Origin of the sequence: Halapricum desulfuricans, from assembly GCF_017094525.1 — an archaeon.
Lineage (GTDB): Archaea > Halobacteriota > Halobacteria > Halobacteriales > Haloarculaceae > Halapricum > Halapricum desulfuricans.
Window position 1 is genome coordinate 676,451 of record NZ_CP064788.1, and the last position, 25,385, is coordinate 701,835.

Below are 25,385 nucleotides of genomic sequence, written 5' to 3' on the forward strand. Positions count from 1 at the left end.
CTCTGACGGATGGACAAGGTTTTTGGTATGTGGTGCCATACCAGTTTCTGAAGACATGTCGAACCGCGTCAACGCAGCAGGAGAGTCGGACCGTGCGGCAACCTCCGAGACGACGACCGGCGCGGAGACAATCGAGGCCTACGAAGAGGACGGGACCGTCGTCTTCTACGACGCGGAGAACCCCATCGCGTGGATCGAGTCGGACTCGGCGGTTTCGCTGGCCGACGCCGTGTAAGCGCTCTCAGCGAGCACGGAACGCTTTTGCGTCGGTTGCCCGTAAGACGGGTATGACCAACGGGTCCAGCGAGGGGCCCTCGCACGAACCCGAGGAGTTCGATCCGGAGTCGCTCGGACCGGACAGGATCGATCCCGCCTCGCTCGGACCCGACACGCCCAGCGCGCCCGACCCGCCGGACGGAAGCGACGTCGACCGCGAGATTCACGGGCTGTTCTGGTGGCTTGCCGCCCTCGCGAACGTCGCGCTGCTGGCTGCCAGTCTCGGCGTTATGTTCGTCGTCTTCCGGGGGTGGTGGGCGCTCGGGACACAACTGACGCTGTCCGGTCTGGTCGTCGGTGGCTACGTTTACTACCGCGTCAGGCAGTTCCAGTCAGAGTGAGTCGCGCTTCGCTCGCGGATGCTACTCCTCGGCGAGCCGCCGGAACGCGTCGATTATCGCGCGTTTTGCCACAGCTTTTTCCCGCTCGGGTATCCTCGGGCCGTTGGCCCTGCGGGTACCACTCACGGCAAAAACTTGGGAAAAAGCCGCTCGCTTCGCTCGCGGATGCTACTCCTCGGCGAGCCGCCGGAACGCGTCGATTATCGCGCGTTTTGCAACCGCACCCTGAGTCGTCCAGTGGTGGGCGTAATCGAGCATGTCGTCGTACACGTCGGGTTTGCAGCCCGCCGCGCGGGGATGGCCACCGCCGTTGACCTGTTCGGCGACCTCGTGACAGCGCTCGAACGACTCCGTCCCGCGCAGGCTCGCGCTCCCGGCGGGCTTGACGATCACGGCGGCGTCGGCCCCCTGCTCTCGCAGCGTTTCTGCGACCTCGTTCTGCGAGCACCGACCGTACGTCACTCCGACGGTCCAGGGGCCGACCGCCCGCATCTGGGCGCGGTCGACCGCCTTCTGGATGAGCGCCTCTTTTTCGATGCGCTTCTCTTCGAGAAACTCCTCGACCGCGGGCGGCAGGTCGGCACCGTGTTCGACGACCGCTTCGAGGTACTCTTCGGGTTCGCTCCAGTGTGAGAAGTCCGCCAGGTCGTCGCTACGTGGGTCCTCGCGGATCCAGAGGTCGTGATCGCGCGTGACCTCGGCCAGTTCGACCAGCGACTGATCGAACTCGTGATCGAGTTCGCGCAGCGCTACGTCGGCCGAACACTCCTCGTCCGACTCGCCGACGACCAGTTCGACGCCGGCAGTCCTGACGAGGTCCGCGATATCGTCGTCCCACTGGTGGTGGTCGAACCAGCGAACTGACCCCGCCTGCTCGGACAGCGCTTCGAGGGGCTCGACATCGGCGGGCTGGTCGGGACAGAGGTCGCAGACGAACACGTCAGCACCGGCCTCCAGCGACGCCGCCGTCCAGTCGAGTCGCTCCCGGAGTTCGTGCGGGCTGGCGGACACGAGGACACCGCTGTCGCGGGCCGCACGGACGAGCGCGACACAGGCCAGTCCGTCGGCGTCGGGGTCGGCGATAACGACCGTTTTGGCACCCTCGAGCGCGCTTTCGACCTCTTGTTTTCGTTCCGCCTGCGTGATGTCATCCGGCCGGAAGAACCCCTCACCGGGGAGCAGCGACTTGCGCTCGAGCGACAGCGACTCGTCGTCGATGAGTCCGGCGTCCATGCTCAGACCCCCATCTCGCCGGGTTCCGGGACGTCACCCGCCTCCTCGGGATCGAGCTGTCGTGCCGTCAACACCGGCACGGGAGACCGGCGAACGACCGATTCCGCGACACTCCCGAGCAAGAACGCGTGCTCGCCGTGCCGGCCCCGGGTCCCCGTGACGACGATATCGGCGTCGATCTTCTCGGCGTACGCACAGATCTCGTCGGCGGGATCGCCCCTCCGAACGGCCGTCGTCACGTCGGTCTCCTGGGACTCGATCTCGGACAGTGCCTCCTCGCCCCGTTCCTGCAGTGCGGCCTGAAGGTCAGCGCGGACTCGTTCCGGCGACGTTTCGACTTCCGTCTCGTCGACGACGTATAGCGCGTGGATCGTCGCGTCGAACCGCTCGGCGAAGTCGAACGCGAGCGTGACGGCTCGGGCGGCGCTCTCCGACCCGTCGGTCGCGAGCACGACTGTCTCGAACATACGTCTACGTACTGGCGGTCGGAGCATAAAAGGGGTGGAGACACCTGCGAGTTCGTTCCTCGGTGGCTTTTTGCCACCACCGGACAGATACGCTATCAATGGCCGTCGAAATCGATACCGTGCTCGTCCCCGTCGACGGGACCGACGAAGCCGAACGCGCCGTCGAGTACGCCGTCGCGGTCGCCCGGCGCTACGATGCGAGCATCCACATCCTGCATATCATCGACGATTCGGTCGCGCGTGCCATCCAGCGCGACGAGATCGACGCCGAGGCTGTGGCCGACGAGCACCGGGCGTTCATGGCCACCGTCCACGAGACAACCAGAGGCCCCGAAGGGAAAGTCGAGGCGACCCAGTCGACGGTGGCCGGCTTCTCCGCGCAACGTCTCAGCCAGCATCCGGTCAGCGTCGTACTGGACGCGGCAGAGGAAATCGAGGCCGACCTGATCGTCGTGCCGCGCGAGAGTATGCGCGAGGCCCCCGGCGCGATGCTCGGCAAAGTCGCACAGTACGTCCTCTCGTATGCGAGCCAACCTGTCCTGTCGGTCTAGTGGAGTCGGATCGACATCTCGATCTCGAAGCTCTCGGTCCCGCAGATCTCGAAGCCGACCTTCTTGTACAGTTCGATCGCCGGTTCGTTCCACCGTTCGACGGTCAGCCAGACCGTCTCGATCCCCTCGCGCTGGGCGTGCCCCAGCAGCGTCTCGAGGAGTCCAGTCCCGATCCCCGCGCCCTGGTAGGTGTGCAGGACGAAGATCGCCAGTTCGTGAGCGTCCTCGTTGTCGGGGACGAGCATCGCGTGGCCGACGGCGTCCTCGCCGTCCCAGGCGATGACGTTCAGGCAGTCCTCGGCCAGCACCGTATCGAGCCAGTTATCGATCGCGTATTCCTTGACTGGTGGGATCCCCTGTGCGCGGTCGGACGGATCGAACGCCGAGTACATCTCGACGAGCGCGTCCCGATCGTCGGGTTCGGCCACGCGGATCTCGATCTCTCGGTCTTCCCTGTCGGTAATCGTCCGGGGCGGCCTCGGAAACTCGCCGGCCGGCTCGTCGGGATAGGTTCGATTGAGAGTCATCGAACGAGGGTCACCGGGGTTTCGGAGTTGAGGACGACGAACTCCGCGACGCTTCCGAGTCTGATTTTCCCGAGTGTGCTCCGTTGCCCGCCGGAGATCACCAGTCGATCGAAGTTCTCGCTGTCGACCGTCTCGACGAGCGTCCCGGCGACGTGGCCGTCGATATGGCGGATCTCGACGTCGAGGTCGTACTCGTTGAGTTCGGATCGAATCTGCTGTTCGATCTCCGACGGCGTGGCGTCGACCGCCGTGTCGTCGTAGATCGCGATCGTCACGTCGTCGCCGGCGACCACCGCCCGCTTGAGTGTCTGGTGGAAGGCCTCCCAGGCCCCCTCGCTACCGTCGTGGCCCAGCAACACGTTCATACAACCCCTCAAGAGGTCCGGGGGATTAAAATACAGGGGATCGCCGTTTCAGTTCGAGAGGGCGACACCCTTTTTCACAGGGGCGACCACACTCTCGGCTATGACAGATACGCCCGCCGACGAGGACGGCGTCCCGGAAGATGCCGATACGACGACCGGGACGGACGCGCCTTCCCCGGCCGACGACGAAGCCCGAGACAGCCAGCACGGAGCCACGCCAGAGGACAGCCAGGGGGACGACGTTCCCGCGGACGTGCGCAAGTACGACCGGTTCAAGAAGATCGACGGCTCGACATACGAGCGCGCGAACGACTTCCTGCGCGATCGGACCTACATCACGGCCCGCGAGTGGGCGATCGCCCGGCTCTGTGCCGACTTCCGGACCGAGACCGGCGTCGAGATGACAAAGATCGGCGAGAACCTGCCGGAACTGGTTCCGTTCATGACCGACACCTACTCGCCGCAGGCGGTCAATCAGGCCCGCGCGTCGTTCGAGGAGAAGGTCCGCAAGGCCGGCGCGACGTTCCTGTACGGGGCGATGTGTGATTTCTTCACTGCCGAGGAACTGGACGACGTGATGTACGAGGCCACCGAGGTCGCGAAGTTCCTGCTGGAGGTCGAGGGCGTCGACCTGGCCGTCGAGGACGAACTCGAGGCCGAGGACCGGATCTCGAGTGTCATGCGCGACGTCCGCGAGCAGTCGGCGGCGCTGCGCCACGACGAGGTGACGTGTCCGGAATGTGGACACGAGTTCGAAGTCGGTGAGTAGGCCAGTGAGGTCCTCGTGGCCGAACACCTAGTCACCGACTGAGTTGAGGTCGGTGAGTAGGCCAGTGAGATCCTCGTGGCCGAACATCTAGTCACCGACTGAGTTGAGGTCGGTGAGTAGAGCGGGGCGAGCGAAGCGAGGCCCGCAGAGACGAACGGGGTGAGCCAAGCGAGGCCCCTAGAGGCGAGCGGGGAGGGACGACCGCCACCTCACACAAGTCCGTCGTCGCGGCCGGTCCCCGGCACGGCGGCGGTGAGCGAACTCGTCCCGCGGACGGCGGCGATCGCGACTTCGATCGGGTCGATCCGGGTCCGGGAGTCGTCGTGTTCGACCACCAGCACCATCCGCCCCTGCTCGGCCCAGTCGGCGTCACGCCGGTGGCGCAGCACTTCCGCGAGGTAGCCGGCGACGCCGACGACGTGGGCAGTCAGCAACATCGACTCCTGGTCGGAGTCGTCGCCCAGTTCGACGTCTTCGAAGCGGTCGCGGTCGAGTTCCGATTCGAGCAACTCATCGAGGCGCTCGAGCGATTCGACCGAAAAATCCAGATCGTACTCGGGCCAGCGCTCGGCGAGGTCTTCGGCTCCCGCTCGCAGGCGCTGGGCGGCGTCTTCGATCTCGGCGTCGGACGCGACGGTTTCGATGTCGGCACGGTCAAGGTCGACGGGCGTGTCGCCGTCACCGGCCCGCCCGGAGAGGTTGAGCCGATCGGCCAGAGCATCGTGCATGCCGGTGAACGTCGAGTCGCCGGTCAGGCAGTCTTCGGCGACCTGAAAGACCGTCACCGTCGCCCCGGCGGCCTCGCTGTCCGGTCCGGACGGGACGCTGACCGTCCAGCCGGTGCCGGTCTCCTGTTGCCAGACGGCGTCGTGGCGGCGGACCAGCACTTCTCCGAAGTAACTGCCGAGCTGGGTCGCCGTCTCGGTGTAGACCTTCGCGTCGTAGCTGTCGTCCCCGAACTCGATGGTCTCGAAGCGTTCGGCGTCCCACTGCTCGGCGACGAGGTCGTCCAGGCGAGTGAACGACGCGAGCGAGAAGTCCAGCTCGTACTCCCCCCAGAAGTCCGCCAGTTCGGTCGCCGCATCGACGAACTCGACGCGAGGATCGTCGTCCGGGATCGTCTCGGCCTCGTCGGGCTCCGCCTCGATCGCGTCGTCGTCCGTCTCGGCTTCTGTGATGAACTCGGCGGCGTCGTCGCCCATGTCCGGGCCGTCGTCGACCGACTCGGTCGTTAGATGGTCGAACCCGGCCTCTCGATCGGTCGCGTCACTGCCGGCCGTGTCCGTCGTATCGTCTTCCTCGCCGGCCGCTTCGTCCATGTCAGGGCCCGCAGTACTCGATGACAGCTCGGCTGTCGACGACTCCGGATCGGACTCGTCACTCTCGCGCGCCCCGAGCACCGACTTGATCACGTCGAACAGCCCCATACCGCATGGATAACGGGCGGGAGAGAAAGGGATTTCGCTGGACTCTCAAACGCTCGTTTGAGCTTCCGGTGGCTTTTGACAGGTCTCGCACGTGGCTCCGTGTATGAGCCGCCCCGAACCCGCTCTCCAGCGACTCGGTCGCCTCCCTGCCGTCGTCTTCGGACGGTTCGTCGCCGCCGTCGAGGCCGCAGCGTTCTGGGGCTCGATCCTTCTGCCTCTGGGATATCTCGCGGCGCTCGCCCTCGACGGGCCGCTGGTCGTGATCGTCGCGTTGATCGGCGCGAACGTCGTGTGTCTGCTCGTCGGACATCGCCATCAGCCGCGGATCGACGCCAGTGTGCTCGCGTCGATGGCGACAGAGCCGACCGGGGAGGGCGATCGCTGATGTCGCACGCAACAGCCGACAAGCGCCAGCGCGTCGAGAGTCACCTCCGAAGACGCGTCGATGAAGAGCCGATCTACGTCAAGAGCAAGTTCCTCGCGGAGGAACTGGACCTCTCTTCGAAAGAGGTCGGAAGCGTCCTCGGGCGCATCGCCGAGTCGTCCTCGGAGTTGCTCGTCGAAAAGTGGTCGTACACGAACGCGACGACCTGGCGAGTCGAGCGCAAGCCCTCTTCGTAGCGACCCGGACACATCCGAAACGCCGATACGGTTCGTCGACGAGCACCGAGTATGGACAACGCCGACGCCCGGGACGTCCGCGAGACCTACGAGACGATCGCGGACCATTTCGCGAAGACGCGGGCCCATCCCTGGCCGGAGGTCGAGACGTTCGTCGAGCGCGCGGAGTCGGCCGCCGTCGGGCTCGACGTGGGGTGTGGCAACGGTCGCCACGCAGCTGTCCTCGCGGAGCGAGCGGATCGCGTCGTAGCGCTGGACGCCAGCCGGAACCTGCTCGAAGTCGCCCGAGAGCGCCTCGGCGAGCCGGGTGCCCGACTCGTGCAGGGTGACGCCACGCGGTTGCCGCTCCGGACTGACAGCGTCGGGCTGGCGGTGTACGTCGCGACGCTCCATCACCTTCCGGGTCGGGAACGTCGGATCGAGAGCCTGAACGAACTGGCTCGGGTGTTGCGCGCGGATGGGTCGGCCCTCGTCAGCGCCTGGAGCACGGCACACGATCGGTTCGACGCGGACCCGGACGCCGCCAGAGGGTTCGACACGACGATCGACTGGACGCTCCCGGACGGGGACGTCGTACCGCGCTTTTATCACATCTACGCGCCGGCGGAGTTCGAGGCCGATTTGGAAGCGAGCGAGTTGCAGGTCGAGAGCGTTCGCGTCTCCAGCGGGAACTGCTACGCGGAGGTCAGAGGTCAGAGGGAGGGCGAGTCCGAAAGGAAACACCCTTAGTGACCCGTCCGCAACTGGCGAGTGCGAACGTCAGCGCCCGACCTGGAGGGCGCGACGTGAACGCAGTGAACGAGCGCCGGTGGTCTAGTGGTAGGACCTGAGCCTTCCAAGCTCATGGCCCGGGTTCAAATCCCGGCCGGCGCATGTCTGTCGCTCGCAAACTCGCGAGCGACGAATGTGGCAAGAGGGATTTGAATGACGCCACGAGCGAGCGACAGCGAGTGAAGTGGAGGTGGTTCAAATCCCGGCCGGCGTCCTCGCGAACGACGTGAGCGAGGGCTCGAAAGGCGAGCAGGCGCGAGCCTTTCGGCGCATGTCTGTCGCTCGCAAACTCGCGAGCGACTGCGGAGCCGGATTCGAATCCCGGGGGACTTATTCGAGAGGGCACAGACGCTGCGACCATGCAAGTTGTCATCCTCGCAGCGGGACAGGGAACCCGCATGCGGCCGCTGACCGAGACGCGTCCGAAGCCGATGCTGCCGGTGGCCGACCGGCCGCTGGTCGCGCACACGGCCGACGCGGCCGTCGACGCTGGCGCGAGCGAACTCGTGATCGTCGTCGGCTACGAGGCTGAGGCCGTCCGGGCGTACTTCGGCGAACAGTATCGCGGCGTGCCGGTCACGTTCGCGGTCCAGCACTCTCAGGAGGGGACCGCCGACGCCGTCCGGGCCGCCAGCGAGCACCTCGACGGGGCGTTCGCAGTGTTGAACGGCGACAACCTCTACGACCCGGAGAGCATCGAGACGCTGCTGTCGTCCGGGCCGGCGCTGGCCACCCACCGCGTCGCCGACCCGTCGAACTACGGCGTGATCTCGGTCGAAGACGGCGTGACTGGGATCGTCGAGAAGCCGGACGACCCGCCGACCGACCGCGCCAACACCGGCGCGTACGTCTTCCCGGCGACGGCCCGCGAGTGGCTGGACGTTCCCGAGAGCGAGCGCGGCGAGTACGAGATCACCGACGTCGTCGCCCGCGTGATCGAGGCGTTCGACGTGACGCCGGTCGAACTGGATCGGTGGCTCGACGTGGGCCGACCCTGGGAGTTGCTCGAAGCCAACGAGTGGAAACTCGGCGATCTCGAACGTCGGATCGACGGCGAGGTGAGCAACGACGCCGATCTGCGGGGGTCCGTCGTCGTCGAGGACGGCGCGACCGTCGAACCGGGCGTCGTCATCGAGGGACCGGCGCTGGTTCGCTCCGGCGCGGAAGTGGGTCCGAACGCCTACATCCGCGGGGCGACGCTGCTCGCGGAGGGGACCCACGTGGGCCAGAGCGTCGAAATAAAGAACAGCGTGGTCATGGCCGACAGCGCGGTGCCGCATCTCTCCTACGTGGGCGACAGCGTCCTCGGTCGCGAGGTGAACTTCGGCGCGGGGACGAACGTCGCGAACCTCCGTCACGACGGGCGAGACGTCCGGATCACAGTCAAAGGCGAGCGCGTCTCGACGGGGCGACGGAAGTTCGGCGTCGTCGCCGGTGACGGCGTGAAGACGGGAATCAACACGAGCCTGAACGCGGGCGTGGTCCTTGCCGAGGGCGCACGGACGGGACCCGGGGAGTCGGTGACGCGCGATCGGTAGCGGCGAACGTGCGTCACGTCCAATGTGAACAGCTATTGAGCCGCGATGTGACGTTTCGAGACGTTTTTAGTCGCTGGATGGGGTATGTAGCGTATGGAACTTTCCGTGGTCGTCCCGACGCTCAACGGCCGGGACCGGCTCGCGGGCACGCTCGATGCCCTCGCGAATTCGATCCCGGAGGCCGAGGTCGTCGTCGTCAACGGCCCGTCGGCCGACGGGACGACTGGGATGGTCCGCGAACGCGAGGACGTGGATGTCCTCGTCGAGATCTCCGACCGATCGGTCACGGCGGCGCGCAACGCCGGCTTCGACCACGCGAGCGGTAGCGTCGTCGCACTCGTCGATCACGGGCTCGCCGTCGACGAGTCGTGGGCCGAGGCAGTCCGAACGGGACTCGCGGAGGCCGACGTCGTCACCGGCCCGACACACCGGCCGCGACGCGCCGGTGCAGAGACGGAGACGCTCGAGACCCGGACCGTCGCGGGCCGGGAAGTCACGTACTTCAACAGCGGGAACGTGGCGTTCGATCGGGCTACTCTCGACGCGCTTGACGGCTACGACGAGTACCTCGAGGTCGGCGGGTCCCGGGACCTGGCCCACCGGCTCGCCGACAGCGAGTTCCGCGTCGAGTGGACCCAGTCGATGGCCGTCGAGCGCACATACGGGACCGACGGCGGCGAGCCACAGCGCGACTGGGAGTGGAAATACCGGTCGCTCGCCTACCGGCTGGCGAAAAACTACGGGACCCATCCCACCGTATTCCGACGACTGGCCGGTCACGCCGCCAGCGATGCCGTTGGCGCACTCAGAGATGTCGTCCACCGGACGACCGGCCCTTCGGAGTGGCTGGCGACCGGCCGGGACGTGCTTTCGGGGGCGGTCGTGGGGCTCAAAGACGGCCTGTCCGCACGGGCACGCGATCGATCCCGGGCGCGCAACCCACACGGCGCGAGCGAACAGGCGCAGCGGGCAGTCTCGGTGTACGACTGGCGGTGATCACTCGAGTTCGTCGTCGATCCAGCTCCGTGCAGCCATCGCCGTCGGGAACCCGAGCGTCGGGATCGACAGCGTCGCGACGTGCTGTAACGTCTCGGGATCGACGCCTTCCTCGAGTCCGCGTCTGACGTGGGAGTGGACGGCACCCTCCGATCGCGCGCCGATCGCGAGCGCGAGCTTGACGAGACGCTTGGTCTCCCCGTCGATCGGCCCGGCCTCCGCACAGGCCCGGCCGAGGTCGCTGTACTGTTCCCAGACCTCGGGGTGTTCGCGCGCGAGTTCGTTCGGAATCTCCGGCAGTTCGTCAAGGGACGCAGGTTCGTCTGCCATACTCGTGGTTCGGCCCCCACCATGTTGTAGTTTGCCATAGTGTAACTCGCCGACCACGAATAGTCACTGTTTTGCACGCGAGACACGACGTGCGGACGATGAGCGACGAGCGCGACGAGGGATACGTCCACCGACCGGACAGCTCCGTGGAGTCTACGCGGGAATTCGGGTGGCGGGGCTGGCTGCTGGTCGGCGCACTCGTAATCTCGTTTCTGGTCGTCCCCTGGGCGCTGATCCTGTTTTCGTCAGCCCGCGAGGCGGTCGCGGCCGTCGGCCTCCCATGGCGGGAGACGTTTCTGGTCGTGCCCCTGATCCCGGCGGTGGGGCTCGGCGTGCTCGGTGTCTGGGCCGCGCTGGCCGCGCGCCGGTAGCGTCGGCGAAACGATTTACCCAGGGGCGTGCAAGGACACAGCCACCGGCATGCTCTCGTCGCTGTACCTGCCGCTGATGTTGCTCGCCGCCGTCGCCGGATCCGGGCTCGCGCTGTTCGCCTGGCTGCACCGCGAGACGCCGGGTGCGGCACCGCTCGCGCTCTTTCTGCTCGCCGCGAGTCTCTGGTCGCTGACCGACGCCGTCGGCATCGCCTCGGGAAGGCCGCGCTTCTGGGCGTCGCTGAAACTCTCGATCGCGACGCTGGTCCCGCTCGCGTGGCTCGCGCTCGTCTTCGAGTACACCGGTCGCGAGCGCTGGCTCTCCGGATCGCGGCTGTTCGCCCTCGGCGTCGAACCGGTTGTCGTCTCGGTGCTCGTCTGGACGAATCCTTCCCACGTCATCTGGCGGGCGTCGAGTCGGGTCGTCCTCGTCGACGGCTACTACGTGTTCGACGGGACGCCGGGGCTGGCCCTGTGGGGTCATCAGGTATACGCCTACGGGCTGATCGCGATCGGCGCGGCATTGCTGGTCGGCATGCTGTGGCGGATCGACGACGTCTTCCGGGACCAGAGCACCGCGCTGCTGGTGGCGATCGCCGTCCCGATGATCGTCAACGCGCTGTATCTCTTCGGATACACGCCCGCGACGGTCGATCCGACGGGCATTGCGTTCGTCCTTTCCGGGACTGTCCTCGCGGGGGCGATCTTCTCCGAGCACTTGCTTGATGTCGCACCCGCGACCCGGGAACTGGGCCGGGAAAAGCTGATCGGCGAACTCGAGGATCCGGTCGTCATCGTCGACGCCGAACGGCGCGTGGTCGATCTCAACCCGGCCGCGGAGTCGTTGCTCGGGGTTTCATCGGACGACGCCATCGGCACGGAACTGGCGGCATTCGAGCCGGCGCTTGTCGGCATCGACGACAGCGACGAAATCACGCTGGAACGGGAGGGGCGACGCTGTTATTACGACGTGCGCGTCTCGCAACTGGATCGGGCTCACGGGACGATCACCGGCCGGATCATCAGTCTCCGGGACGTGACCGAGCGGACCCGCCGCGAGCAGCGCCTCGACGTGATGAACCGGCTCTACCGGCACAACCTCCGAAACGAGATGAACGTCGTGCGCGGCAACGCCGAACTGCTGGACGCGCGCCTGGCGACGCCGGCCCACCGCGAGTACGTGGCGACGATCATCGACACCGCAGACGAGGTGATAACGCGAAGCGAGAAGATCAGCGCTCTCTCTCGATCGGTCGAGGGCCAGTCGATGCGGCCGATCGATTTCGCCTCGATCCTGACTGCACTCGTCGGGTCGTTCCGGGAGGAGTTCCCCGAAGCGACGATCGCGCTTGAGGCACCCGAGACGTGTCGAGTGGTCGGCGACCCGTCCATCGAAATCGCGATACAGGAAGTGCTGGAAAACGCGCTCGAACACGCGGACCGTCCGGACCCGACAGTGACGGTCGAACTCGCGACCGACGGAGACGATGCCCGGCTCGCGGTTACCGACGACGGGCCGGGGATCCCCGAACAGGACCTTCGGGTGCTAGAATTGGGTGCCGAGACGCCGTTGGAACACGCAAGCGGTGTCGGGCTGTGGCTGGTCATCTGGGCGATCGAACGCGTCGGCGGGACGGTTGCGTTCGAGACCGGAGAGACGGGGACGACAGTGACGGTGACGCTTCGGAGGGCCGACTCGTAGCCGTGATCGGCGGTGTTTCTCCCCATATATCGCTGACAATTTCGATCTGAGCGGACCTGATTTCCACCCAGATACTGCAGGCGACCCCAGAAACCGAGTCAGCAATCAACAACGGTGAGAACTACCGACTGTGGGGGGCGAGCTCTCACTTCCTGGCATCCACCGCTTCTGACAGACAGTTTCCCGCCGTCGATCCGAGGAACGTCGGACGACGCCGCAATCCTTTTTTCTCTCGGCTGAGTTGGTACGATAATGACCGCTGTCGGAAACTTCCTCGAGGAGTTCACGGACGACATCGAGGGAGTCTGTCTGTTCTCGCCGAGTTCGTCGGTGTATAGTACGTTCGCGGAAGCGGACCTGCCAGTCGTGGTAATCGGGATCGAAAACACAGTCGACGCCGAGACGTTCGTCGAATTGCCGCTGGAGTTTCGTGACCCCACAGAACGGATCCGGTTTGGCGTTGAGGGTGCGCTCGGACAGGATGCCGTCGAGGAAGACATGACGCTGTTGTGTCTACTCGGGAGTTTCGGCGGCGACATGGACACTGTGATGCGCGTCCGTGCAGGTGCGTTCGCTGATTCGGGAGTCTACGACCTGTTCGCGAACTCGCGGGCCGACCCTTCGGTCGTGCGCGACGTGCTCGAAGTCGCGGTCGAACTCGGAAAGAAAGGACAGAAGGGCAAGCCCGTCGGCGCGCTGTTCGTGGTCGGCGACGCCGGCAAGGTGATGAACAAGTCCCGCCCGCTCAGTTACAACCCCTTCGAGAAGTCCCACGTCCACGTCGGCGACCCGATCGTCAACGTCATGCTCAAGGAGTTCTCCCGGCTGGACGGCGCGTTCGTCATCTCCGATTCGGGCAAGATCGTCTCGGCGTACCGCTATCTCGAACCGTCGGCCGAGGGGGTCGACATCCCGAAGGGGCTTGGCGCGAGACACATGGCTGCCGGTGCGGTTACCCGTGACACGAACGCCATTGCGATCGTCCTCAGCGAGAGCGACGGACTCGTCCGGGCGTTCAAGGGCGGTGAGCTGATCCTGGAGCTCGATCCGGAGGACTACTGATGGTACTCGAGCAGTTCGATCTCCCAACGCTGGTCAGGGCGCTGTTCTCCGAGCGTGGCGCGGTCGCGGCGGCCGTGCTGGTGCTCGTCATCGGCGCGATCGTCGGCTATCTCGTCTGGCGCGGGACGCGGAACTTCCTCTGTCGGCAGGGCGTCGACGACGCCGTCGAGGGGACGCTGTTCGAGCGGACAGCGAACAACGTCGGGCTATCGACGGTCGGAATCCTCTCGCTTCTGGCGGCGATCGCCGTCTATTTCCTGAGCGTCCTCCTCGCGTTGCACGTGGCGCGGCTAATCGACACCGAGTTCTTCTGGATCAGGTTCACGACGTTGCTCCCACGGTTGTTCGTCGCCGCACTGGCGGTCATCCTCGGACTCGTCGTCGGCGACAAGGCCAAACTCGTCGTCAGCGACCGACTCAAGAGCGTCAAACTCCCGGAAGTTTCGATCATCCCTGAACTCGTCAAGTACAGCATCTTCTACATCGCCGCGCTCATCGCGCTCGGGCAGCTGGGCGTGACGACGGCCGCACTGCTCGTGTTGCTCGCGGTCTACGCGTTCGGCCTGGTCTTTCTCGGCGGGCTGGCGTTCAAGGACCTGCTCGCGGCCGGTGCCGCCGGTATCTACCTGTTGCTCTCACAGCCGTACGGGATCGGCGACGAGGTCGAGATCGACGGGACGCGCGGGATCGTTCAGGAGATCAACGTCTTCGTCACGCACATCGAAAGCGACGAAGTCGAGTACATCATCCCGAACCAGCGAGTGTTCAAACGCGGCATCGTCCGTATCCGCCAGTGACCGCACCGAAAAAACGAGTCGTCGAACCGGACGCCGATCAGCGCTTGAGTGCCGGCGTGTCGGCTTCTGCACCGAGCAGTTCCTTGAGCTCGTCGTCGACGGTCGCCACGGTGATCGAGGCACCCATCATGTCCAGCGAGGTCATGTAGTCGCCGACCATCGCGTCCCAGACCTCCAGATCGTGGTCGTCCATCAGCTCCTGAACCTTGCGGTTGAGGACGAACAGTTCCATCAGTGGCGTCCCGCCCATGCCGTTGACGATCGTGACCACTTCGTCGCCCGCGTCGGGATCGAGGTCCTCAAGCACCTCGCCGGTCAACTCCTCGGCAATCTCGTCTGCGGGCATGATGTCGACTCGTTCGGTCCCGGGCTCGCCGTGGATGCCGATCCCGAGCTCGATTTCGTCCTCTCCCAGGTCGAAGGTCGGTTCGCCCTTCTCGGGGGTGACACAGGAGGTCAGGGCCGTCCCCATCGTGCGGACGTTGTCGATCATCTTCTCCGCAAGCCGCGCTACCTCCTCGAGGTCGTCACCACGGTCCGCGGCCGCGCCCGCGACCTTGTGGACGAGAATCGTCCCGGCGACGCCCCGACGTCCCGACGTGTACAGCGAGTCCTCGACGGCGACGTCGTCGTTGACGACGACCTGTTCGATCTGATCGACGCCTTCCATCTCGGCCATCTCGGCGCCCGTCTCGAAATTCATCACGTCGCCCTCGTAGTTTTTGACGACACAGAGGACGCCTTCGCCCGAATCTGTCGCCTGGATCATCTCGCTCAACTCGTCGGCCGTCGGCGAGGTGAACACTTCGCCTGCGGCCGCGCCGTCGAGCATCCCGTCGCCGATGTAGCCCGCGTGTGTCGGCTCGTGGCCCGATCCACCGCCGCTGACGACCGCGACTTTCCCGTCTACCGGCGCATCCGCCCGTACCATCACGTTCGTCCCATCGAGCCGGCGCAACCGCTCGGGATAGCCCGCTTCCATCCCGTCGAGCATCTCGTCTACCACGTCTTCCGGATCGTTGATCAGCTTCTTCATGGTTCATTGTGAATGTCAACGCGTACCGTCAAATAGTTTTCTTTACTATCGGTCTCGAGACTGCTCGTAAATTTCATCGCATGACTCCTGGCTGGACAACTCGCGCATGAACGCGCTCGCGAGTCGGCCGTCGTCACCACATGACTCCTGGCTGGACTGTTCACACACAAGCGTGTTCACGAGCCGGCCGTCGTCACCACATGACTCCTGGCTGGACAACTCGCGCATGAACGCGCTCGCGAGTCGGCCGTCGTCACCACATGACTCCTGGCTGGACTGTTCACAGCGATACAGCGCGGAAGCCTACGGCTTCAGCCCCTGAACTGTTCACATCCGGTGGTCCGGGCGGACAGGCAGGTCGAGACAGTGATACGCCTTCCAACCGGCGATCAGACGAGTCGCGCCCCGGCCGCGTCGACCCGACAGGCGTCGGGGTCGTACCCGGCATCGGAGAGGCCGGTCCCCAGCGCGAAGACCGTCTCGCCGAGCATCGCCATCGAGGCCTCGCCGCCGGCCTCGCTCACCTCCCGAATCGCGTCCCGAAGGCGGTCGGTCAGCAGCCCCGACTCGCGGGCGAACCGCCGGGAAGCGTAGGCGAACTGCGCGGGCGTCGGCTCGGAGACGAGCCGCGAGAGCGCCTCCGTGCCGGCCTTGCTGATCAATTCGGTATCGCCGCCGATCACCTCGCCGGTGTCGAGTTCGCCGAAGGTGACGTATTCGACGCGCGGCCGGTAGGGCACGGCGTCGATCACGTTGTGCTGTGGCCCGCCCGGTTCGAGCCGGATCGGCATGCCGCCGGCCGCCTGCGCGACGACGTCGCCCAGTCCGGTCCCCGCCTGAACGTCCGCCCCGTGAGCGATCGTGACGAGTTCGTTGCGCGAGAGGTCGCGCTCGTAGACCCGGTTGGTCGCCAGCGCGGTCCCGAGCGCCATTGCCCCCGAAATCCCGAAGCCCGACCCGATCGGCAGGTCCGTCTCGGCGACGACGGCTCCCTCGACGCCGAGCGTCTCCAGCACCGTCTCGACGGCCTCGACGCTCGCGGGCCGGCCGTTCAACTCGACGCGTCGATCCTCGGCCCGCTCGACGGTCACGCTGACGCCGTCGGCGAGTGTCACCCCTGCCCCCTGCGAACCGCTCGCGGTCGGATCGTCGTCCCGATGGACCGTGAAGAAGCCGGTCACGTGCCCGGGGACGAACGCTGTCGCCTCGTCGGTCATCGTTCGAAGATCCGGCCGGGCGAGCAAAAAGGGGGCGGTTGTGAGTCGACTCCCCATCCCAATGGGCATCGCGGCCCCCATCTTCAAACTAGGTAGCAAGGCGGATTCCCCGCCCCACCGTGGGCGGGGTTGAAAAATATACAACCACTTTTCTTCCCTCGGGTTTCCTCGCGTCTACGGCGCTGCAGGAACAGCGTTGCGGCTTCGCCGCGGTTCACAGACCAGCGGGACCGAAAGATCCCTCGCTCGGACCGCAAACTCGCGAAAAAGCCCTGCTGACTCGCTGTGTTCGCCAGCAGTGAAACGGCTTGTTTCGCTCACTGTTCCCGTGAGCTCTCAACGTTTTCGTCAGGGACTCAGTCGCTGGCGATCTCGCGGGAACGTCTGAAGACGTTCCTGCTCGGCTACGCCTGCGCGGGCTGCGACTTCCGGGCTCCCGCTCGCCGGGCAACGGAGAGTCCTACGGACTCAGCCGTTGCCGGTCTCGCGGGAAGATCACGGCCTCACGAATGTTCTCGAGCCCGAGCATCGTCATGACGAGGCGCTCGGCACCCAGCCCCCAGCCGGCGTGGGGCGGCATGCCGTACTTGAACATCTTGGTGTAGTACTCGAAGGCTTCCGGGTCCAGGCCCTGCTGTTCGAAGCCCGCGACGAGCTGATCGTAGCGGTGCTCACGCTGACCGCCCGAGACCAGCTCCATCGACGGGTGCATCATGTCGAAGCCCGTCGAGACCTCGGGGTCGTCGTCGCGGTCCTTGATGTAGAAGGGCTTGATCTCGCTGGGCCAGTCGGTGATGAAGTAGTGCTCGCCGACCGCCTGCCCGAGGGCGTGCTCGGCTTCCGTCGAGAGGTCGTCGCCCCAGACCAGCGGCTCGTCGAGTTCGCCCGTCGCGTTGATCCGCTCGATGGCCTCCTCGTAGGTCAACCGCTCGAACTCGCCGTCGGGCACCTCGAAGTCGTCTTCGATCCCGAGCGCCTCGAGCTGGGCCCCGCAGTTCTCGGCGACGCCCTCGTAGGCGGACTTGACGACGTGCTCGCAGACGTCCATCGCGTCGCCGTCGTCGAAGAAAGCCGACTCGAAGTCGATCGAGGTCGCCTCGTTGAGGTGTCGGGGCGTGTTGTGCTCCTCGGCGCGGAAGATCGGGCCGATCTCGAAGACCCGCTCCAGCCCGGAGCCGACCATCAGCTGCTTGAACAGCTGCGGGCTCTGGTTCATGAAGGCCTCGCGCCCGAAGTAGGTGATCGGGAACAGTTCGGTCCCGCCCTCGGTCCCGGTGGCCACGATCTTGGGCGTGTTGATCTCGGTTGCGTCGACCGATCGGAAGGCTTCTCGGACGCTTCGCAGCACCTCCGCTCGGATCTCGAAGACGGCCTGCACGGCGGGCTTGCGCAGATCGAGCGTCCGGTTGTCCAGCCGCGTCGACAGCTCGGCGTCGACCTTCCCGGAGGGATCCAGCGGGAGTTCGGGATCGGCCTCGGCGATGACCTTGACCGACTCGGGGACGATCTCGACGCCGGTCGGGGCGCGCTCCTCTTGCTCGACTGCGCCCGTGACGGCCACGACGCTCTCGCGGTGGACGTCAAGCCCGGTCTCGACCAGGTCGTCGTCCATCTCGTCTTTCTCGAATTTGACCTGGATCTTGCCGGTCGTGTCACGCACGATGATGAAGGCGATACCACCGAGGTCGCGGATCTCGTGCACCCAGCCCTTGATCGTCACGTCCTCGCCGGGCTCGGCGTCCGCGGTGTAGGTTCGCTCGTCCATGCTCGGCCCTATTGGTCGGCCTGACTTAAACACCGTTTATTCGTCCCGAGGGATGTGACGGTGGCGAAAGACAGTGACGAGCAGAGACCGATGCCGGTGTCAGAAAAATAGCCCTCATACGGCCGGCTGTAACGATTTACCGGTGCGATCGGTCCAGAACAGACTTACAACCGACCGTATCATGGGGGATTGCTTCCCGAGTTCAGCGGCAGATACGAACTGGTATGATAGGCCGCACGCCAGAGTTTGAGCACAGCGCGCGTGACCAACTCCTCAGGTGACTGTGTGATACAGGAGTCCTCGACCTCGTCGGGGTCCGAACTCGCGTCGGGCGGCGGATGGAAGTGTTCAGTCCCGTCGACGTGAACGTAGTCACCACCATGTGGATGGTTTCCCCAGCGGACGTTCACGCCCGCCGTATCGGTGTAGTGAAATTTGTAGTCGTCTCGTGTCGTCCACTCGACGTCGATCCGGCCCCGGTCGGCGTCACAGAGCCCGTCGTCGAGCGTCACTTCGAGCACTGATGGGTTGAGATAGTCGTCGATCCGGGCCGTCGCAAGGGGTTGTGTAACTGTTACAGAATTCGGAGTGGTTTCGTAGTAACCAGTATGAAACAGTAGTGCACTGGTTCCGTAGCCTTGATATTCGTATATAACTAATACATAGTACGAACAATGAGTAGCGTCACACTCGATATTGACGATGAAGACTTGTTCCTCATTCGTGGCGAGGAAACAATCGAAAAAGAGGTGAAACCACAGGGCAACGGCGCTCATATCATCGTCCCAAAAGACTGGATCGGCGCACAAGTCAAAATCACACGAATCTCCGATCCTGACGACGAATAACCGATGCAACTCACCGAACAGTTCCACATCCCGGATGCGTATCACGAAGCGTGCGATCGTCTCACCACGCTCGTCCAGAAACACACCCAACGCCTGCTCGAAGAGGAGTACTGGAGCAACGACCACCTCAACGCCATCACCGACCACACCGGCCAATCCTACACCTACATCCGTGACGACGACTATGACGCCTTCGAAGACGTTGAGGAGTATGTCTACAGCCGATTCAAGCGGTGTGTCTACCACCGCGTCACCCACGTCCTCGATGCTCACACCGACGAGTTTCAGGCCTTCCAGTTTGTCCTCGACACAGTTGATGAGCGCAAGATCAAGCGGATTGGCTGGCACCGCCTTCGCAGACGGTTGTTTGACGAGGACTCCCCGTACATCGCGTGGCGCGTCCTCGAAACTGTCGTCGAACAACTCAACAGGTTTTACGACCGACACGGCCACTTCCCCGAGACATACACAGAACTTATCGAGACGCCAGAACCGAACGGGACGCTTCCGTACGCCCCGGACGTAGGCGACTACCACATCCACGACCTCACCATCGAGGACGGCGACGTGGTGGTCGTACTGAACGCGCCGGACTCACTCTCACCAGACAGTTATCACGACTGGACAGACCACGAAATCCGCTTCCCGACCCACGCACGGTTCAGTGCGATGGTCGAAACCGGGTGTGTGAAAGCGCCCACGCTCCACGCATCCGAGCATGGGTACACACTTGACGTGCCCGTTGCTGTACCCGACCAGGACACTGAGACAGTCAGTGACCGCGTGTTGTCGGTTGACCTCGGCGTGAAAAAACAGGCCACGGCGGTCGTCCTCGATAACGGCGACGACAGGACACACGAGCAGATTTCACCACCGCAGTTTCTTGACCATCCGGCCAAAGACAAACTGTTCCGTCTCAAGGCTGACGCCGAGGGCATCAACGACCGACTGGCAGCACTCCGGCGACAGGGCACTGCCCACACGGAACGGTTCACCCACTTGCTCAGTGAGTACCGCCAGACACGGCGGAAAGAGCGGCGGTTGCGTGAGCAAATCCAGCACGACGTAGCGAACCAGTTGGTGTGGCTGGCGATAGAGTACGGCTGTGAAACCATCGTGTTCGAGTCACTCGGGCAAATCGACGCACCAGAGACGAGCGGTTCAGTTGCGTGGTCGATCTCCTCGTGGGCTCGCGGCGAACTCCTCGATCGCGTCGGATACAAAGCCGAGTTGGTGGGGATCGACTTCGAGACGGTGAATCCGTGGGGAACGAGTCGGCACTGTCCCCGGTGCGGTGAGAACGGGCGGACGGTGAAAGCGCCCGATGACCATACTGAACAACGGCACGGCGGGCACTTTCACTGTCCTGAGTGTGGGTACGAGTGCGACCGCGACGTAGTTGGGGCGGTGAACGTCGGTCGGAAGCACCTCGACGGCTCCAAGATGGGGGAGGCGAACCCTGCCGCCTATATGGAGGTGGGGAAGCACGCCAGTTTTCCATCACCGCGAGGTGCCCGTTCTACTGGCGGTGAGCGAAGCGAGGCTTCGCGAGCCTCAGAAACGCTTGCCGTTTCTGGCGTTCAGTCCGCGACCGACCAACAGGATCAGGCGAGCGGTCGTCAGACCCACCTGTCCCAGTACCGTGCTCCGTCACTCATCGTGAAACGGAGCGGGACCGACATGGGTGGACTGCAGCAAAATCACAGTAGTAACACGGGCCTGCGGCGGCCCAGCGGTAGTGTAACACAGCACGTTCTCGCCAGTGCTCCCGATTATGGGTGAATGCTACCAAATGCTACTGAAAATCAGAACGGTTCCATCTCCTCGACAGTATCGCGTATCGTGAGCAGTGCCGGCCGGTCGATCGCCCCGCGGAGAGTATGGTCCTCGGCTCGGACAGGCGAATCCGACATGTCTCACGCGGGAGTGCCCTCATCAGTCGGACGGCGGTCGCCGTCGACGAACTGTTCGGCGTTCCCGATCGAGAGGGCAGCGTTCGCGAACGCAAGGTTTCGGCGAAGGGTTTTCCATTCTTGCATCGTCTCCGAGTCGATCTCGGGTTCCGCTATGTCGGACTCGACGAGCGCCCGGTTCGTCCGTTCGACGGTCAACGCTTCTGGCGAGTCGACGCCGTACTCGGCCCGGAACTCGGCGAGTTGCTCGCGCATGTCCTCGATCCGCGTGACGAGTTCGTCGGTCGTGACGTGTTCGAGGATGTCCGCAGCCTGCTCGACGACGAGCGATTCGGACGAGCGGCGATAGAGCGTCCCCCCGTGTTCGCCGGTCGTCGTCTCGACGAACCCCTCGTCTGCGAGGGCGTTGAGGTGCTTGCGCGCCGTTTTCGGCGCGGTCCGTGCGGCCTCGGCGACCGCATCAGCCGCGGTTGGACGGTAGGTGTGGGCAATGACGTGTCGGATCCGCTCGTAGGGAGTCGTCTCGGACTCCCATTCGTCGCCGACCGCCTCGTTGACGTCTGTATACTCTGGCGGGCCTCGGTCTTCCATACTGGGATGTACCGCGTAGAGTAATATAGTATTTTGGCAAAGCTCTATTCTGCGCTATTTCGTGTGACGAGGAGCATACTGAATTTTGGGCGTGATTGATCGAGAAACGGTAGATCACGGTTACGATACCGCTTCAGTTTCGCGGTCACAGCGTCCGGCCGATATCTTCAGCACGCTCGTATACTTCATCACGACTCGAAACCGATGCCATGTCGATGAACGAAGTGGCGACCTCGCCCTCGCATCCTGCTGTCTGGCACTTGTAGAGCACCTTCCAGCCGCTTCCCTCCGATTTCAGGCCGTACCACAGCCGACTGTCACAGCGCTCACACCGAGCAGTCGGATGTCGACGCAAGTCCATCACCTCCGGTTGGTGGCGAATCCAGTGATAAATCGTCGGACACGATCGATGGACAGCCCTAGATGTTTTATCCATCCGTGGGTCCATGTTCGGGCCATGACCTACTCGGGGCCAGACGTCTTTCTCGCGCCGATCGGAAACGAGGCCGCAGCCGACAACTTCCGGCGGACGGTCCTCGACGGCGTCTCAGCCGATCAGGTTCGCCCACGTGCGGGGACAGATATCGACGGTGAGACGGTCCGTCTGTGGGGGACGAAGTCGACTGTCGAGGGAAGCTGGAAGAAGGTCTCGCCCGGTGACTTCCTCTTCTTCTACCGAAACGGGTCCTACGAGTACGCCGCCGAAGTTCGGGCCACGGAACAGAACGAGCGGATCGGCCGCGATATCTGGCCAAATCACGAGCCGGACGAGCCGTGGGTTTGTCTGATCTATCTCGACGCGCCTGTCGAACTCGGCGTCGACTCCGCCGAGATACATGAACTGGCTGGATACGGTCGCGATTATCCACTCGGCTTCTCGTCACTCAACGAGATGGGCGTGGGCGGGATCCGTGGTCGGTACGGCTCCGTCGAATCGCTCGTCTACGGCGAATCCTCCCCAGAGAAACAACTGTATCTAGATGCAACACCGGACTTCGACGTCGATCCGGACGTGCTCTCGGAGCTGTATTTTCCGGACGATCGCGCCGCGGAGATCGCTCAGCAGATCACGGCGGCGCTGGATGCGGGTAAACACATCGTTCTCACCGGCCCTCCAGGGACCGGCAAGACCGAAATCGCACGGCTCGTGGCGTCTCATCTCGCAGCACAGAACTCGGACGTTTTCACTGGGTTCGAGACGACGACTGCGACGGCGGACTGGTCGACGTTCGAGACGGTCGGCGGGTACATGCCGGAAGAGCAGAGTGACGACCTGTCGTTCACGCCCGGACAGATCCTCCGTTGTTTCAAGCGCCAGGACAGCCAGCGCAACGAGATACTGATAATCGACGAAATCAATCGATCGGACATCGACAAGTCGTTCGGACAGCTGTTTACGCTTCTTTCGGGCCAGCCGGTGACGCTGCCGTTCACTCGCGCCGGTGAGGAGATCGAACTGCTTCCCGCCGACAACGTCGACGGTGACCTTGCACCGCATCAGTACGCCGTTCCGAAATCCTGGCGGCTCATCGCGACGATGAACAGTTACGACAAGACATCGCTGTACGAGATGTCCTACGCGTTCATGCGACGGTTCGCGTTCGTCTACGTCGACGCACCCACAGTCCCGGAAGACGACGACGAACGTGACGCGCTCGTCGACGCGTACGCGGAGACTTGGGGCATGGATGTCGAGTCAGACGTTCGCGAGGCCGTGGGCGACGTGTGGTACGTGACGAACAACGTCGTCGACGAGCGAAAGATCGGTCCGGCGATCATCAAGGACATACTCGCTCACGTCGCGGCGACACCCAGTTCACTGGAGCGATCGCTCACCGAGGCCGTAGGTAGCTACGTCTTCCCTCAACTCGAAGGAGTTCCGCGTCGCGAACAGATCGCTGCCCAGCTCGCCGCTGTCGACGATGTCGACGAGACGCGGCTGGGTCGGCTCGCAACTGACGTCTTGCAGGTCGCGATCGATGAATAGGGACGAACTCCTCGACGAACTCACCCAGGACATCCTGGCGTACGTGATGCACGGTTCCTTCTCGGACCGTCACGTCGTCTCGGAGATCGCACCGGACGCGCTCGACGAACGGTTTCACGACTACGAGCGACTCGTCAGATTGCACTTCATTCTTCGACCCGCCGTCGTCGATTTCGTCGAGTCGCTCCCCGAGCAACTCCGGCGTATCAAAACACAGACGCAGAACACCTCTCGGCGCACCCGTGGCAGCGTCGACGGCCGTATCAACTGGGGGAAGACCCTCCAGGCCCGACACTCACGCAATCCCGACGATCGGTCGCTGTTCGTCTGCGAGCACCGCACGGAGAGCTACGACATCGACGAGAACCTCGTGCTGAAGCGCCTGCTATCGATCATATACACGACGCTCGACGAGGCCGAGCCGTACCTTCGGCGTGACTACGAGTGGATCACTGATCGGTGGCGTGAGAGTACGGACCTGATCGAACGGATGCGGGAACTGTTCGAACGGAACGTCCACGTTCGTCGGATCAGGTCACCCGCGAGCTACGAACCGACGCCACGCATGCTTCAGCGTGCTGCCGATTCCCGAAGCGAGTTGTATCGAACCGCGGCACGCCTCCTGGGAGACTACGAACGGAGTATCGACGGTGACGAGGCCGCAATCCGATCGCTGCTGGAGACGACTGCGATCACGCCGGACGACGACGAGACGTTGTTCGAACTCTACGTGCTATTCAGATACGTCTCCGCGATCGAGGAGTTGAGCGACGACCGCTTCGAAATGCGGACGATCGAGTCCGCGACACAGGAAGTGGCACGCCTCTCCCAGGACGGCACTGAAGTCGTCCTGTATCACAACAGTTCCGGCCGTGATCGGGGACTGAAATTCCTCTCGGACATCTCTGAGAAAGACCGCGAAGACCTTTCGAGAACGGAACTCATTCAGCACGAATCACGGCGCGTCGCGAACACGTATTTTCTGGACGATGAGTTCTCCGACGCGACGGGTCGTCCCGACGTGATCGTTCTTGAGATAAGCGCTGACGACCGACGCGAGTACCTGATCACGGAAGTCAAGAACTCGACGCGTCCCGAGACGATTCGAGGGGGAATCAAAGAGACGTTAGAGTATCTGGCCTTTCTCCAGCAAGACGAGAGGTTCGTTTACGACGACCCAGCGTTCGGAACGGGCTGGAACGGTGTCCTCGTGGTACAAGACTTGGAAGACACGGCGACTGCATCGCTAGACGAACAGCGATCGATCCGGATCCTTCAAGCGTCCGAACTTGAAGAGAGGTTGTCTACTGTCGTCGAACGGGTACTGTAACGGTGAGATAGTTCTGGTTGAGGCGTTCGTGCCCGTGGCTGTCGAGGAGGCCGGCGGGTTCGCGGACTTCCGGGAGACCGCGACCAAGACCAACTCCTTGATCGACCGCCTGCAACAGCTGACCTTGCCCCGTGCGGCCGACATCGAGAGTGGGCTCGAAAACTACACCGAGACGAAAGCCCGGGCCGAGGAACTGGAGGAAAAGATCGAGCGCACGGACGAGTTGATCGACGAGATCGTCTACGAATTGTACGGGCTGACAGAGGAGGAGATCGAAATCGTGGAGGAGGCGGTCGGAGACTAGCATACGCGCCGAAGGCGCGTTTCACTCGGCTGAGCGGAGCGAAGCCGAGGTCGTTTTTCCCCACGTTTTTGCGACTGAGCGGTTCCCGCAGCGCCGTAGGCGCGAGGAAACCCGAGGGAGTAAAAAGTGGTTGTGGAGGAGGCGGTTGGAGACTAGCATACGGCGAGCGAAGCGAGCCGTTTCACTCGACCGAACGCAGTGAGGTCGAGGTAGTTTTTCCCCACGTTTTTGCGACTGAGCGGTTCCCGCA

28 protein-coding genes, 1 tRNA gene and 2 pseudogenes are annotated in these 25,385 nt (G+C 64.0%); 19 read left to right on the plus strand and 12 right to left on the minus strand.

The genetic code is table 11. The features are described 5' to 3' along the window. The first annotated feature begins 55 nt into the window (after positions 1-55). Positions 56-235: a DUF7331 family protein gene (locus HSR122_RS03405; protein ID WP_229111285.1), complete on the plus strand. Its 180-nt coding sequence runs from the start codon at positions 56-58 to the stop codon at positions 233-235. Between the two features lie 52 nt (positions 236-287). Beyond that, a complete protein-coding gene (locus HSR122_RS03410; protein WP_229111286.1) occupies positions 288-617 on the plus strand; it encodes a DUF7322 domain-containing protein in 330 nt (109 codons plus the stop codon). Between the two features lie 168 nt (positions 618-785). On the opposite strand, the gene HSR122_RS03415 is transcribed toward HSR122_RS03410, so the two are convergent. Beyond that, the gene (locus HSR122_RS03415; RefSeq protein WP_229111287.1) at positions 786-1,850 is read right to left on the minus strand and encodes a DHH family phosphoesterase; all 1,065 of its coding nucleotides are present in this window, start codon (positions 1,848-1,850) and stop codon (positions 786-788) included. A gap of 2 nt (positions 1,851-1,852) precedes the next feature. After that, positions 1,853-2,317, minus strand: a complete 465-nt coding sequence (locus tag HSR122_RS03420) for a universal stress protein (protein WP_229111288.1) — start codon at positions 2,315-2,317, stop codon at positions 1,853-1,855. 98 nt (positions 2,318-2,415) lie between these two features. On the opposite strand from HSR122_RS03420, the gene HSR122_RS03425 reads away from it, so the two are divergent. After that, positions 2,416-2,868: a universal stress protein gene (locus HSR122_RS03425; RefSeq protein ID WP_229111289.1), complete on the plus strand. Its 453-nt coding sequence runs from the start codon at positions 2,416-2,418 to the stop codon at positions 2,866-2,868. On the opposite strand, the gene HSR122_RS03430 is transcribed toward HSR122_RS03425, so the two are convergent. Then, positions 2,865-3,395 (minus strand): GNAT family N-acetyltransferase, encoded by a 531-nt coding sequence (locus HSR122_RS03430; protein WP_229111290.1) that lies wholly within the window; start codon positions 3,393-3,395, stop codon positions 2,865-2,867. The two genes, HSR122_RS03425 and HSR122_RS03430, sit on opposite strands and share 4 nt — an antisense overlap. Further along, on the minus strand, positions 3,392-3,760 hold the full coding sequence (locus tag HSR122_RS03435; protein WP_229111291.1) for a universal stress protein: 369 nt from the start codon (positions 3,758-3,760) through the stop codon (positions 3,392-3,394). The genes HSR122_RS03430 and HSR122_RS03435 overlap by 4 nt, the downstream gene beginning before the upstream one ends. A gap of 100 nt (positions 3,761-3,860) precedes the next feature. On the opposite strand from HSR122_RS03435, the gene HSR122_RS03440 reads away from it, so the two are divergent. Beyond that, positions 3,861-4,529 (plus strand): DUF5806 family protein, encoded by a 669-nt coding sequence (locus HSR122_RS03440; RefSeq protein WP_229111292.1) that lies wholly within the window; start codon positions 3,861-3,863, stop codon positions 4,527-4,529. A gap of 209 nt (positions 4,530-4,738) precedes the next feature. On the opposite strand, the gene HSR122_RS03445 is transcribed toward HSR122_RS03440, so the two are convergent. Beyond that, entirely contained in the window at positions 4,739-5,956 is a 1,218-nt protein-coding gene (locus HSR122_RS03445; protein WP_229111293.1) for a hypothetical protein, read from the minus strand. 103 nt (positions 5,957-6,059) lie between these two features. On the opposite strand from HSR122_RS03445, the gene HSR122_RS03450 reads away from it, so the two are divergent. The 6 genes from HSR122_RS03450 to HSR122_RS03475 all read left to right on the plus strand — a co-directional run bounded on the left by HSR122_RS03450 (position 6,060) and on the right by HSR122_RS03475 (position 9,882). Then, positions 6,060-6,341 (plus strand): hypothetical protein, encoded by a 282-nt coding sequence (locus HSR122_RS03450; protein ID WP_229111294.1) that lies wholly within the window; start codon positions 6,060-6,062, stop codon positions 6,339-6,341. Then, complete coding sequence (locus tag HSR122_RS03455) at positions 6,341-6,577, plus strand: DUF7123 family protein (RefSeq protein ID WP_229111295.1); 237 nt, start codon at positions 6,341-6,343, stop codon at positions 6,575-6,577. Before HSR122_RS03450 ends, HSR122_RS03455 begins: the two co-directional genes overlap by 1 nt. A 51-nt stretch (positions 6,578-6,628) precedes the next feature. Further along, complete coding sequence (locus HSR122_RS03460) at positions 6,629-7,306, plus strand: class I SAM-dependent methyltransferase (protein ID WP_229111296.1); 678 nt, start codon at positions 6,629-6,631, stop codon at positions 7,304-7,306. 73 nt (positions 7,307-7,379) lie between these two features. Beyond that, positions 7,380-7,450 (plus strand) — tRNA-Gly (locus HSR122_RS03465). Positions 7,451-7,707: 257 nt separating this feature from the next. Beyond that, on the plus strand, positions 7,708-8,886 hold the full coding sequence (glmU, locus tag HSR122_RS03470; protein WP_229111297.1) for a bifunctional sugar-1-phosphate nucleotidylyltransferase/acetyltransferase: 1,179 nt from the start codon (positions 7,708-7,710) through the stop codon (positions 8,884-8,886). A gap of 93 nt (positions 8,887-8,979) precedes the next feature. Beyond that, positions 8,980-9,882 carry a glycosyltransferase family 2 protein gene (locus HSR122_RS03475; RefSeq protein WP_229111298.1) on the plus strand — a complete coding sequence of 301 codons (903 nt, stop codon included), beginning with the start codon at positions 8,980-8,982 and terminating at the stop codon, positions 9,880-9,882. On the opposite strand, the gene HSR122_RS03480 is transcribed toward HSR122_RS03475, so the two are convergent. Beyond that, positions 9,883-10,212, minus strand: a complete 330-nt coding sequence (locus tag HSR122_RS03480; protein ID WP_229111299.1) for a carboxymuconolactone decarboxylase family protein — start codon at positions 10,210-10,212, stop codon at positions 9,883-9,885. Between the two features lie 98 nt (positions 10,213-10,310). On the opposite strand from HSR122_RS03480, the gene HSR122_RS03485 reads away from it, so the two are divergent. The 4 genes from HSR122_RS03485 (at position 10,311) to HSR122_RS03500 (ending at position 14,144) form a co-directional block, all read left to right on the plus strand. Next, positions 10,311-10,583, plus strand: coding sequence for a hypothetical protein (locus HSR122_RS03485; RefSeq protein WP_229111300.1), 273 nt, complete (start codon positions 10,311-10,313; stop codon positions 10,581-10,583). Positions 10,584-10,632: 49 nt separating this feature from the next. Then, complete coding sequence (locus HSR122_RS03490) at positions 10,633-12,285, plus strand: histidine kinase N-terminal 7TM domain-containing protein (RefSeq protein WP_229111301.1); 1,653 nt, start codon at positions 10,633-10,635, stop codon at positions 12,283-12,285. A gap of 252 nt (positions 12,286-12,537) precedes the next feature. After that, complete coding sequence (dacZ, locus tag HSR122_RS03495; protein WP_229111302.1) at positions 12,538-13,347, plus strand: diadenylate cyclase DacZ; 810 nt, start codon at positions 12,538-12,540, stop codon at positions 13,345-13,347. Next, positions 13,347-14,144 carry a mechanosensitive ion channel domain-containing protein gene (locus tag HSR122_RS03500; protein WP_229111303.1) on the plus strand — a complete coding sequence of 266 codons (798 nt, stop codon included), beginning with the start codon at positions 13,347-13,349 and terminating at the stop codon, positions 14,142-14,144. Before dacZ ends, HSR122_RS03500 begins: the two co-directional genes overlap by 1 nt. Before the next feature lie 37 nt (positions 14,145-14,181). Here the strand turns inward: HSR122_RS03500 and dhaK are convergent, their stop codons facing one another. The 4 genes and pseudogenes from dhaK to HSR122_RS03520 form a co-directional block, all read right to left on the minus strand. Then, the gene (dhaK, locus tag HSR122_RS03505; protein ID WP_229111304.1) at positions 14,182-15,180 is read right to left on the minus strand and encodes a dihydroxyacetone kinase subunit DhaK; all 999 of its coding nucleotides are present in this window, start codon (positions 15,178-15,180) and stop codon (positions 14,182-14,184) included. A 389-nt stretch (positions 15,181-15,569) separates the two neighbouring features. Then, positions 15,570-16,397 (minus strand): pantoate kinase, encoded by an 828-nt coding sequence (locus HSR122_RS03510; RefSeq protein ID WP_229111305.1) that lies wholly within the window; start codon positions 16,395-16,397, stop codon positions 15,570-15,572. A 460-nt stretch (positions 16,398-16,857) separates the two neighbouring features. Beyond that, positions 16,858-18,162, minus strand: coding sequence for an aspartate--tRNA(Asn) ligase (aspS, locus tag HSR122_RS03515; protein ID WP_229111306.1), 1,305 nt, complete (start codon positions 18,160-18,162; stop codon positions 16,858-16,860). A 179-nt stretch (positions 18,163-18,341) separates the two neighbouring features. Next, positions 18,342-18,731, minus strand: a pseudogene (locus HSR122_RS03520) (hypothetical protein); the annotation flags it as partial. Between the two features lie 105 nt (positions 18,732-18,836). Here HSR122_RS03520 and HSR122_RS03525 point away from each other — a divergent pair. Further along, positions 18,837-19,010 carry a DUF2080 family transposase-associated protein gene (locus HSR122_RS03525; protein WP_229111308.1) on the plus strand — a complete coding sequence of 58 codons (174 nt, stop codon included), beginning with the start codon at positions 18,837-18,839 and terminating at the stop codon, positions 19,008-19,010. 3 nt (positions 19,011-19,013) lie between these two features. Continuing rightward, positions 19,014-20,792 (plus strand): RNA-guided endonuclease InsQ/TnpB family protein, encoded by a 1,779-nt coding sequence (locus HSR122_RS03530; RefSeq protein ID WP_229111309.1) that lies wholly within the window; start codon positions 19,014-19,016, stop codon positions 20,790-20,792. Between the two features lie 134 nt (positions 20,793-20,926). On the opposite strand, the gene HSR122_RS03535 is transcribed toward HSR122_RS03530, so the two are convergent. Then, positions 20,927-21,514 (minus strand): DUF7342 family protein, encoded by a 588-nt coding sequence (locus HSR122_RS03535; protein WP_229111310.1) that lies wholly within the window; start codon positions 21,512-21,514, stop codon positions 20,927-20,929. 145 nt (positions 21,515-21,659) lie between these two features. Further along, complete coding sequence (locus tag HSR122_RS03540; protein ID WP_229111311.1) at positions 21,660-21,875, minus strand: hypothetical protein; 216 nt, start codon at positions 21,873-21,875, stop codon at positions 21,660-21,662. Positions 21,876-21,971: 96 nt separating this feature from the next. On the opposite strand from HSR122_RS03540, the gene HSR122_RS03545 reads away from it, so the two are divergent. The 3 genes and pseudogenes from HSR122_RS03545 to HSR122_RS03555 form a co-directional block, all read left to right on the plus strand. Then, a complete protein-coding gene (locus HSR122_RS03545) occupies positions 21,972-23,501 on the plus strand; it encodes an AAA family ATPase (protein ID WP_229111312.1) in 1,530 nt (509 codons plus the stop codon). Then, positions 23,494-24,831 carry a hypothetical protein gene (locus tag HSR122_RS03550; protein WP_229111313.1) on the plus strand — a complete coding sequence of 446 codons (1,338 nt, stop codon included), beginning with the start codon at positions 23,494-23,496 and terminating at the stop codon, positions 24,829-24,831. The genes HSR122_RS03545 and HSR122_RS03550 overlap by 8 nt, the downstream gene beginning before the upstream one ends. Before the next feature lie 4 nt (positions 24,832-24,835). Then, positions 24,836-25,135: pseudogene (locus HSR122_RS03555) on the plus strand (restriction endonuclease); the annotation flags it as partial. Positions 25,136-25,385: the final 250 nt, after the last annotated feature.

Coding starts and splice junctions, on each gene's coding strand:
- HSR122_RS03405 (WP_229111285.1), top strand. CDS start 56: ATGTCGAACCGCGTCAACGCAGCAGGAGAGTCGGACCGTGCGGCAACC.
- HSR122_RS03410 (WP_229111286.1), top strand. CDS start 288: ATGACCAACGGGTCCAGCGAGGGGCCCTCGCACGAACCCGAGGAGTTC.
- HSR122_RS03415 (WP_229111287.1), bottom strand. CDS start 1,850: ATGGACGCCGGACTCATCGACGACGAGTCGCTGTCGCTCGAGCGCAAG.
- HSR122_RS03420 (WP_229111288.1), bottom strand. CDS start 2,317: ATGTTCGAGACAGTCGTGCTCGCGACCGACGGGTCGGAGAGCGCCGCC.
- HSR122_RS03425 (WP_229111289.1), top strand. CDS start 2,416: ATGGCCGTCGAAATCGATACCGTGCTCGTCCCCGTCGACGGGACCGAC.
- HSR122_RS03430 (WP_229111290.1), bottom strand. CDS start 3,395: ATGACTCTCAATCGAACCTATCCCGACGAGCCGGCCGGCGAGTTTCCG.
- HSR122_RS03435 (WP_229111291.1), bottom strand. CDS start 3,760: ATGAACGTGTTGCTGGGCCACGACGGTAGCGAGGGGGCCTGGGAGGCC.
- HSR122_RS03440 (WP_229111292.1), top strand. CDS start 3,861: ATGACAGATACGCCCGCCGACGAGGACGGCGTCCCGGAAGATGCCGAT.
- HSR122_RS03445 (WP_229111293.1), bottom strand. CDS start 5,956: ATGGGGCTGTTCGACGTGATCAAGTCGGTGCTCGGGGCGCGCGAGAGT.
- HSR122_RS03450 (WP_229111294.1), top strand. CDS start 6,060: ATGAGCCGCCCCGAACCCGCTCTCCAGCGACTCGGTCGCCTCCCTGCC.
- HSR122_RS03455 (WP_229111295.1), top strand. CDS start 6,341: ATGTCGCACGCAACAGCCGACAAGCGCCAGCGCGTCGAGAGTCACCTC.
- HSR122_RS03460 (WP_229111296.1), top strand. CDS start 6,629: ATGGACAACGCCGACGCCCGGGACGTCCGCGAGACCTACGAGACGATC.
- glmU (WP_229111297.1), top strand. CDS start 7,708: ATGCAAGTTGTCATCCTCGCAGCGGGACAGGGAACCCGCATGCGGCCG.
- HSR122_RS03475 (WP_229111298.1), top strand. CDS start 8,980: ATGGAACTTTCCGTGGTCGTCCCGACGCTCAACGGCCGGGACCGGCTC.
- HSR122_RS03480 (WP_229111299.1), bottom strand. CDS start 10,212: ATGGCAGACGAACCTGCGTCCCTTGACGAACTGCCGGAGATTCCGAAC.
- HSR122_RS03485 (WP_229111300.1), top strand. CDS start 10,311: ATGAGCGACGAGCGCGACGAGGGATACGTCCACCGACCGGACAGCTCC.
- HSR122_RS03490 (WP_229111301.1), top strand. CDS start 10,633: ATGCTCTCGTCGCTGTACCTGCCGCTGATGTTGCTCGCCGCCGTCGCC.
- dacZ (WP_229111302.1), top strand. CDS start 12,538: ATGACCGCTGTCGGAAACTTCCTCGAGGAGTTCACGGACGACATCGAG.
- HSR122_RS03500 (WP_229111303.1), top strand. CDS start 13,347: ATGGTACTCGAGCAGTTCGATCTCCCAACGCTGGTCAGGGCGCTGTTC.
- dhaK (WP_229111304.1), bottom strand. CDS start 15,180: ATGAAGAAGCTGATCAACGATCCGGAAGACGTGGTAGACGAGATGCTC.
- HSR122_RS03510 (WP_229111305.1), bottom strand. CDS start 16,397: ATGACCGACGAGGCGACAGCGTTCGTCCCCGGGCACGTGACCGGCTTC.
- aspS (WP_229111306.1), bottom strand. CDS start 18,162: ATGGACGAGCGAACCTACACCGCGGACGCCGAGCCCGGCGAGGACGTG.
- HSR122_RS03525 (WP_229111308.1), top strand. CDS start 18,837: ATGAGTAGCGTCACACTCGATATTGACGATGAAGACTTGTTCCTCATT.
- HSR122_RS03530 (WP_229111309.1), top strand. CDS start 19,014: ATGCAACTCACCGAACAGTTCCACATCCCGGATGCGTATCACGAAGCG.
- HSR122_RS03535 (WP_229111310.1), bottom strand. CDS start 21,514: ATGGAAGACCGAGGCCCGCCAGAGTATACAGACGTCAACGAGGCGGTC.
- HSR122_RS03540 (WP_229111311.1), bottom strand. CDS start 21,875: ATGGACTTGCGTCGACATCCGACTGCTCGGTGTGAGCGCTGTGACAGT.
- HSR122_RS03545 (WP_229111312.1), top strand. CDS start 21,972: ATGACCTACTCGGGGCCAGACGTCTTTCTCGCGCCGATCGGAAACGAG.
- HSR122_RS03550 (WP_229111313.1), top strand. CDS start 23,494: ATGAATAGGGACGAACTCCTCGACGAACTCACCCAGGACATCCTGGCG.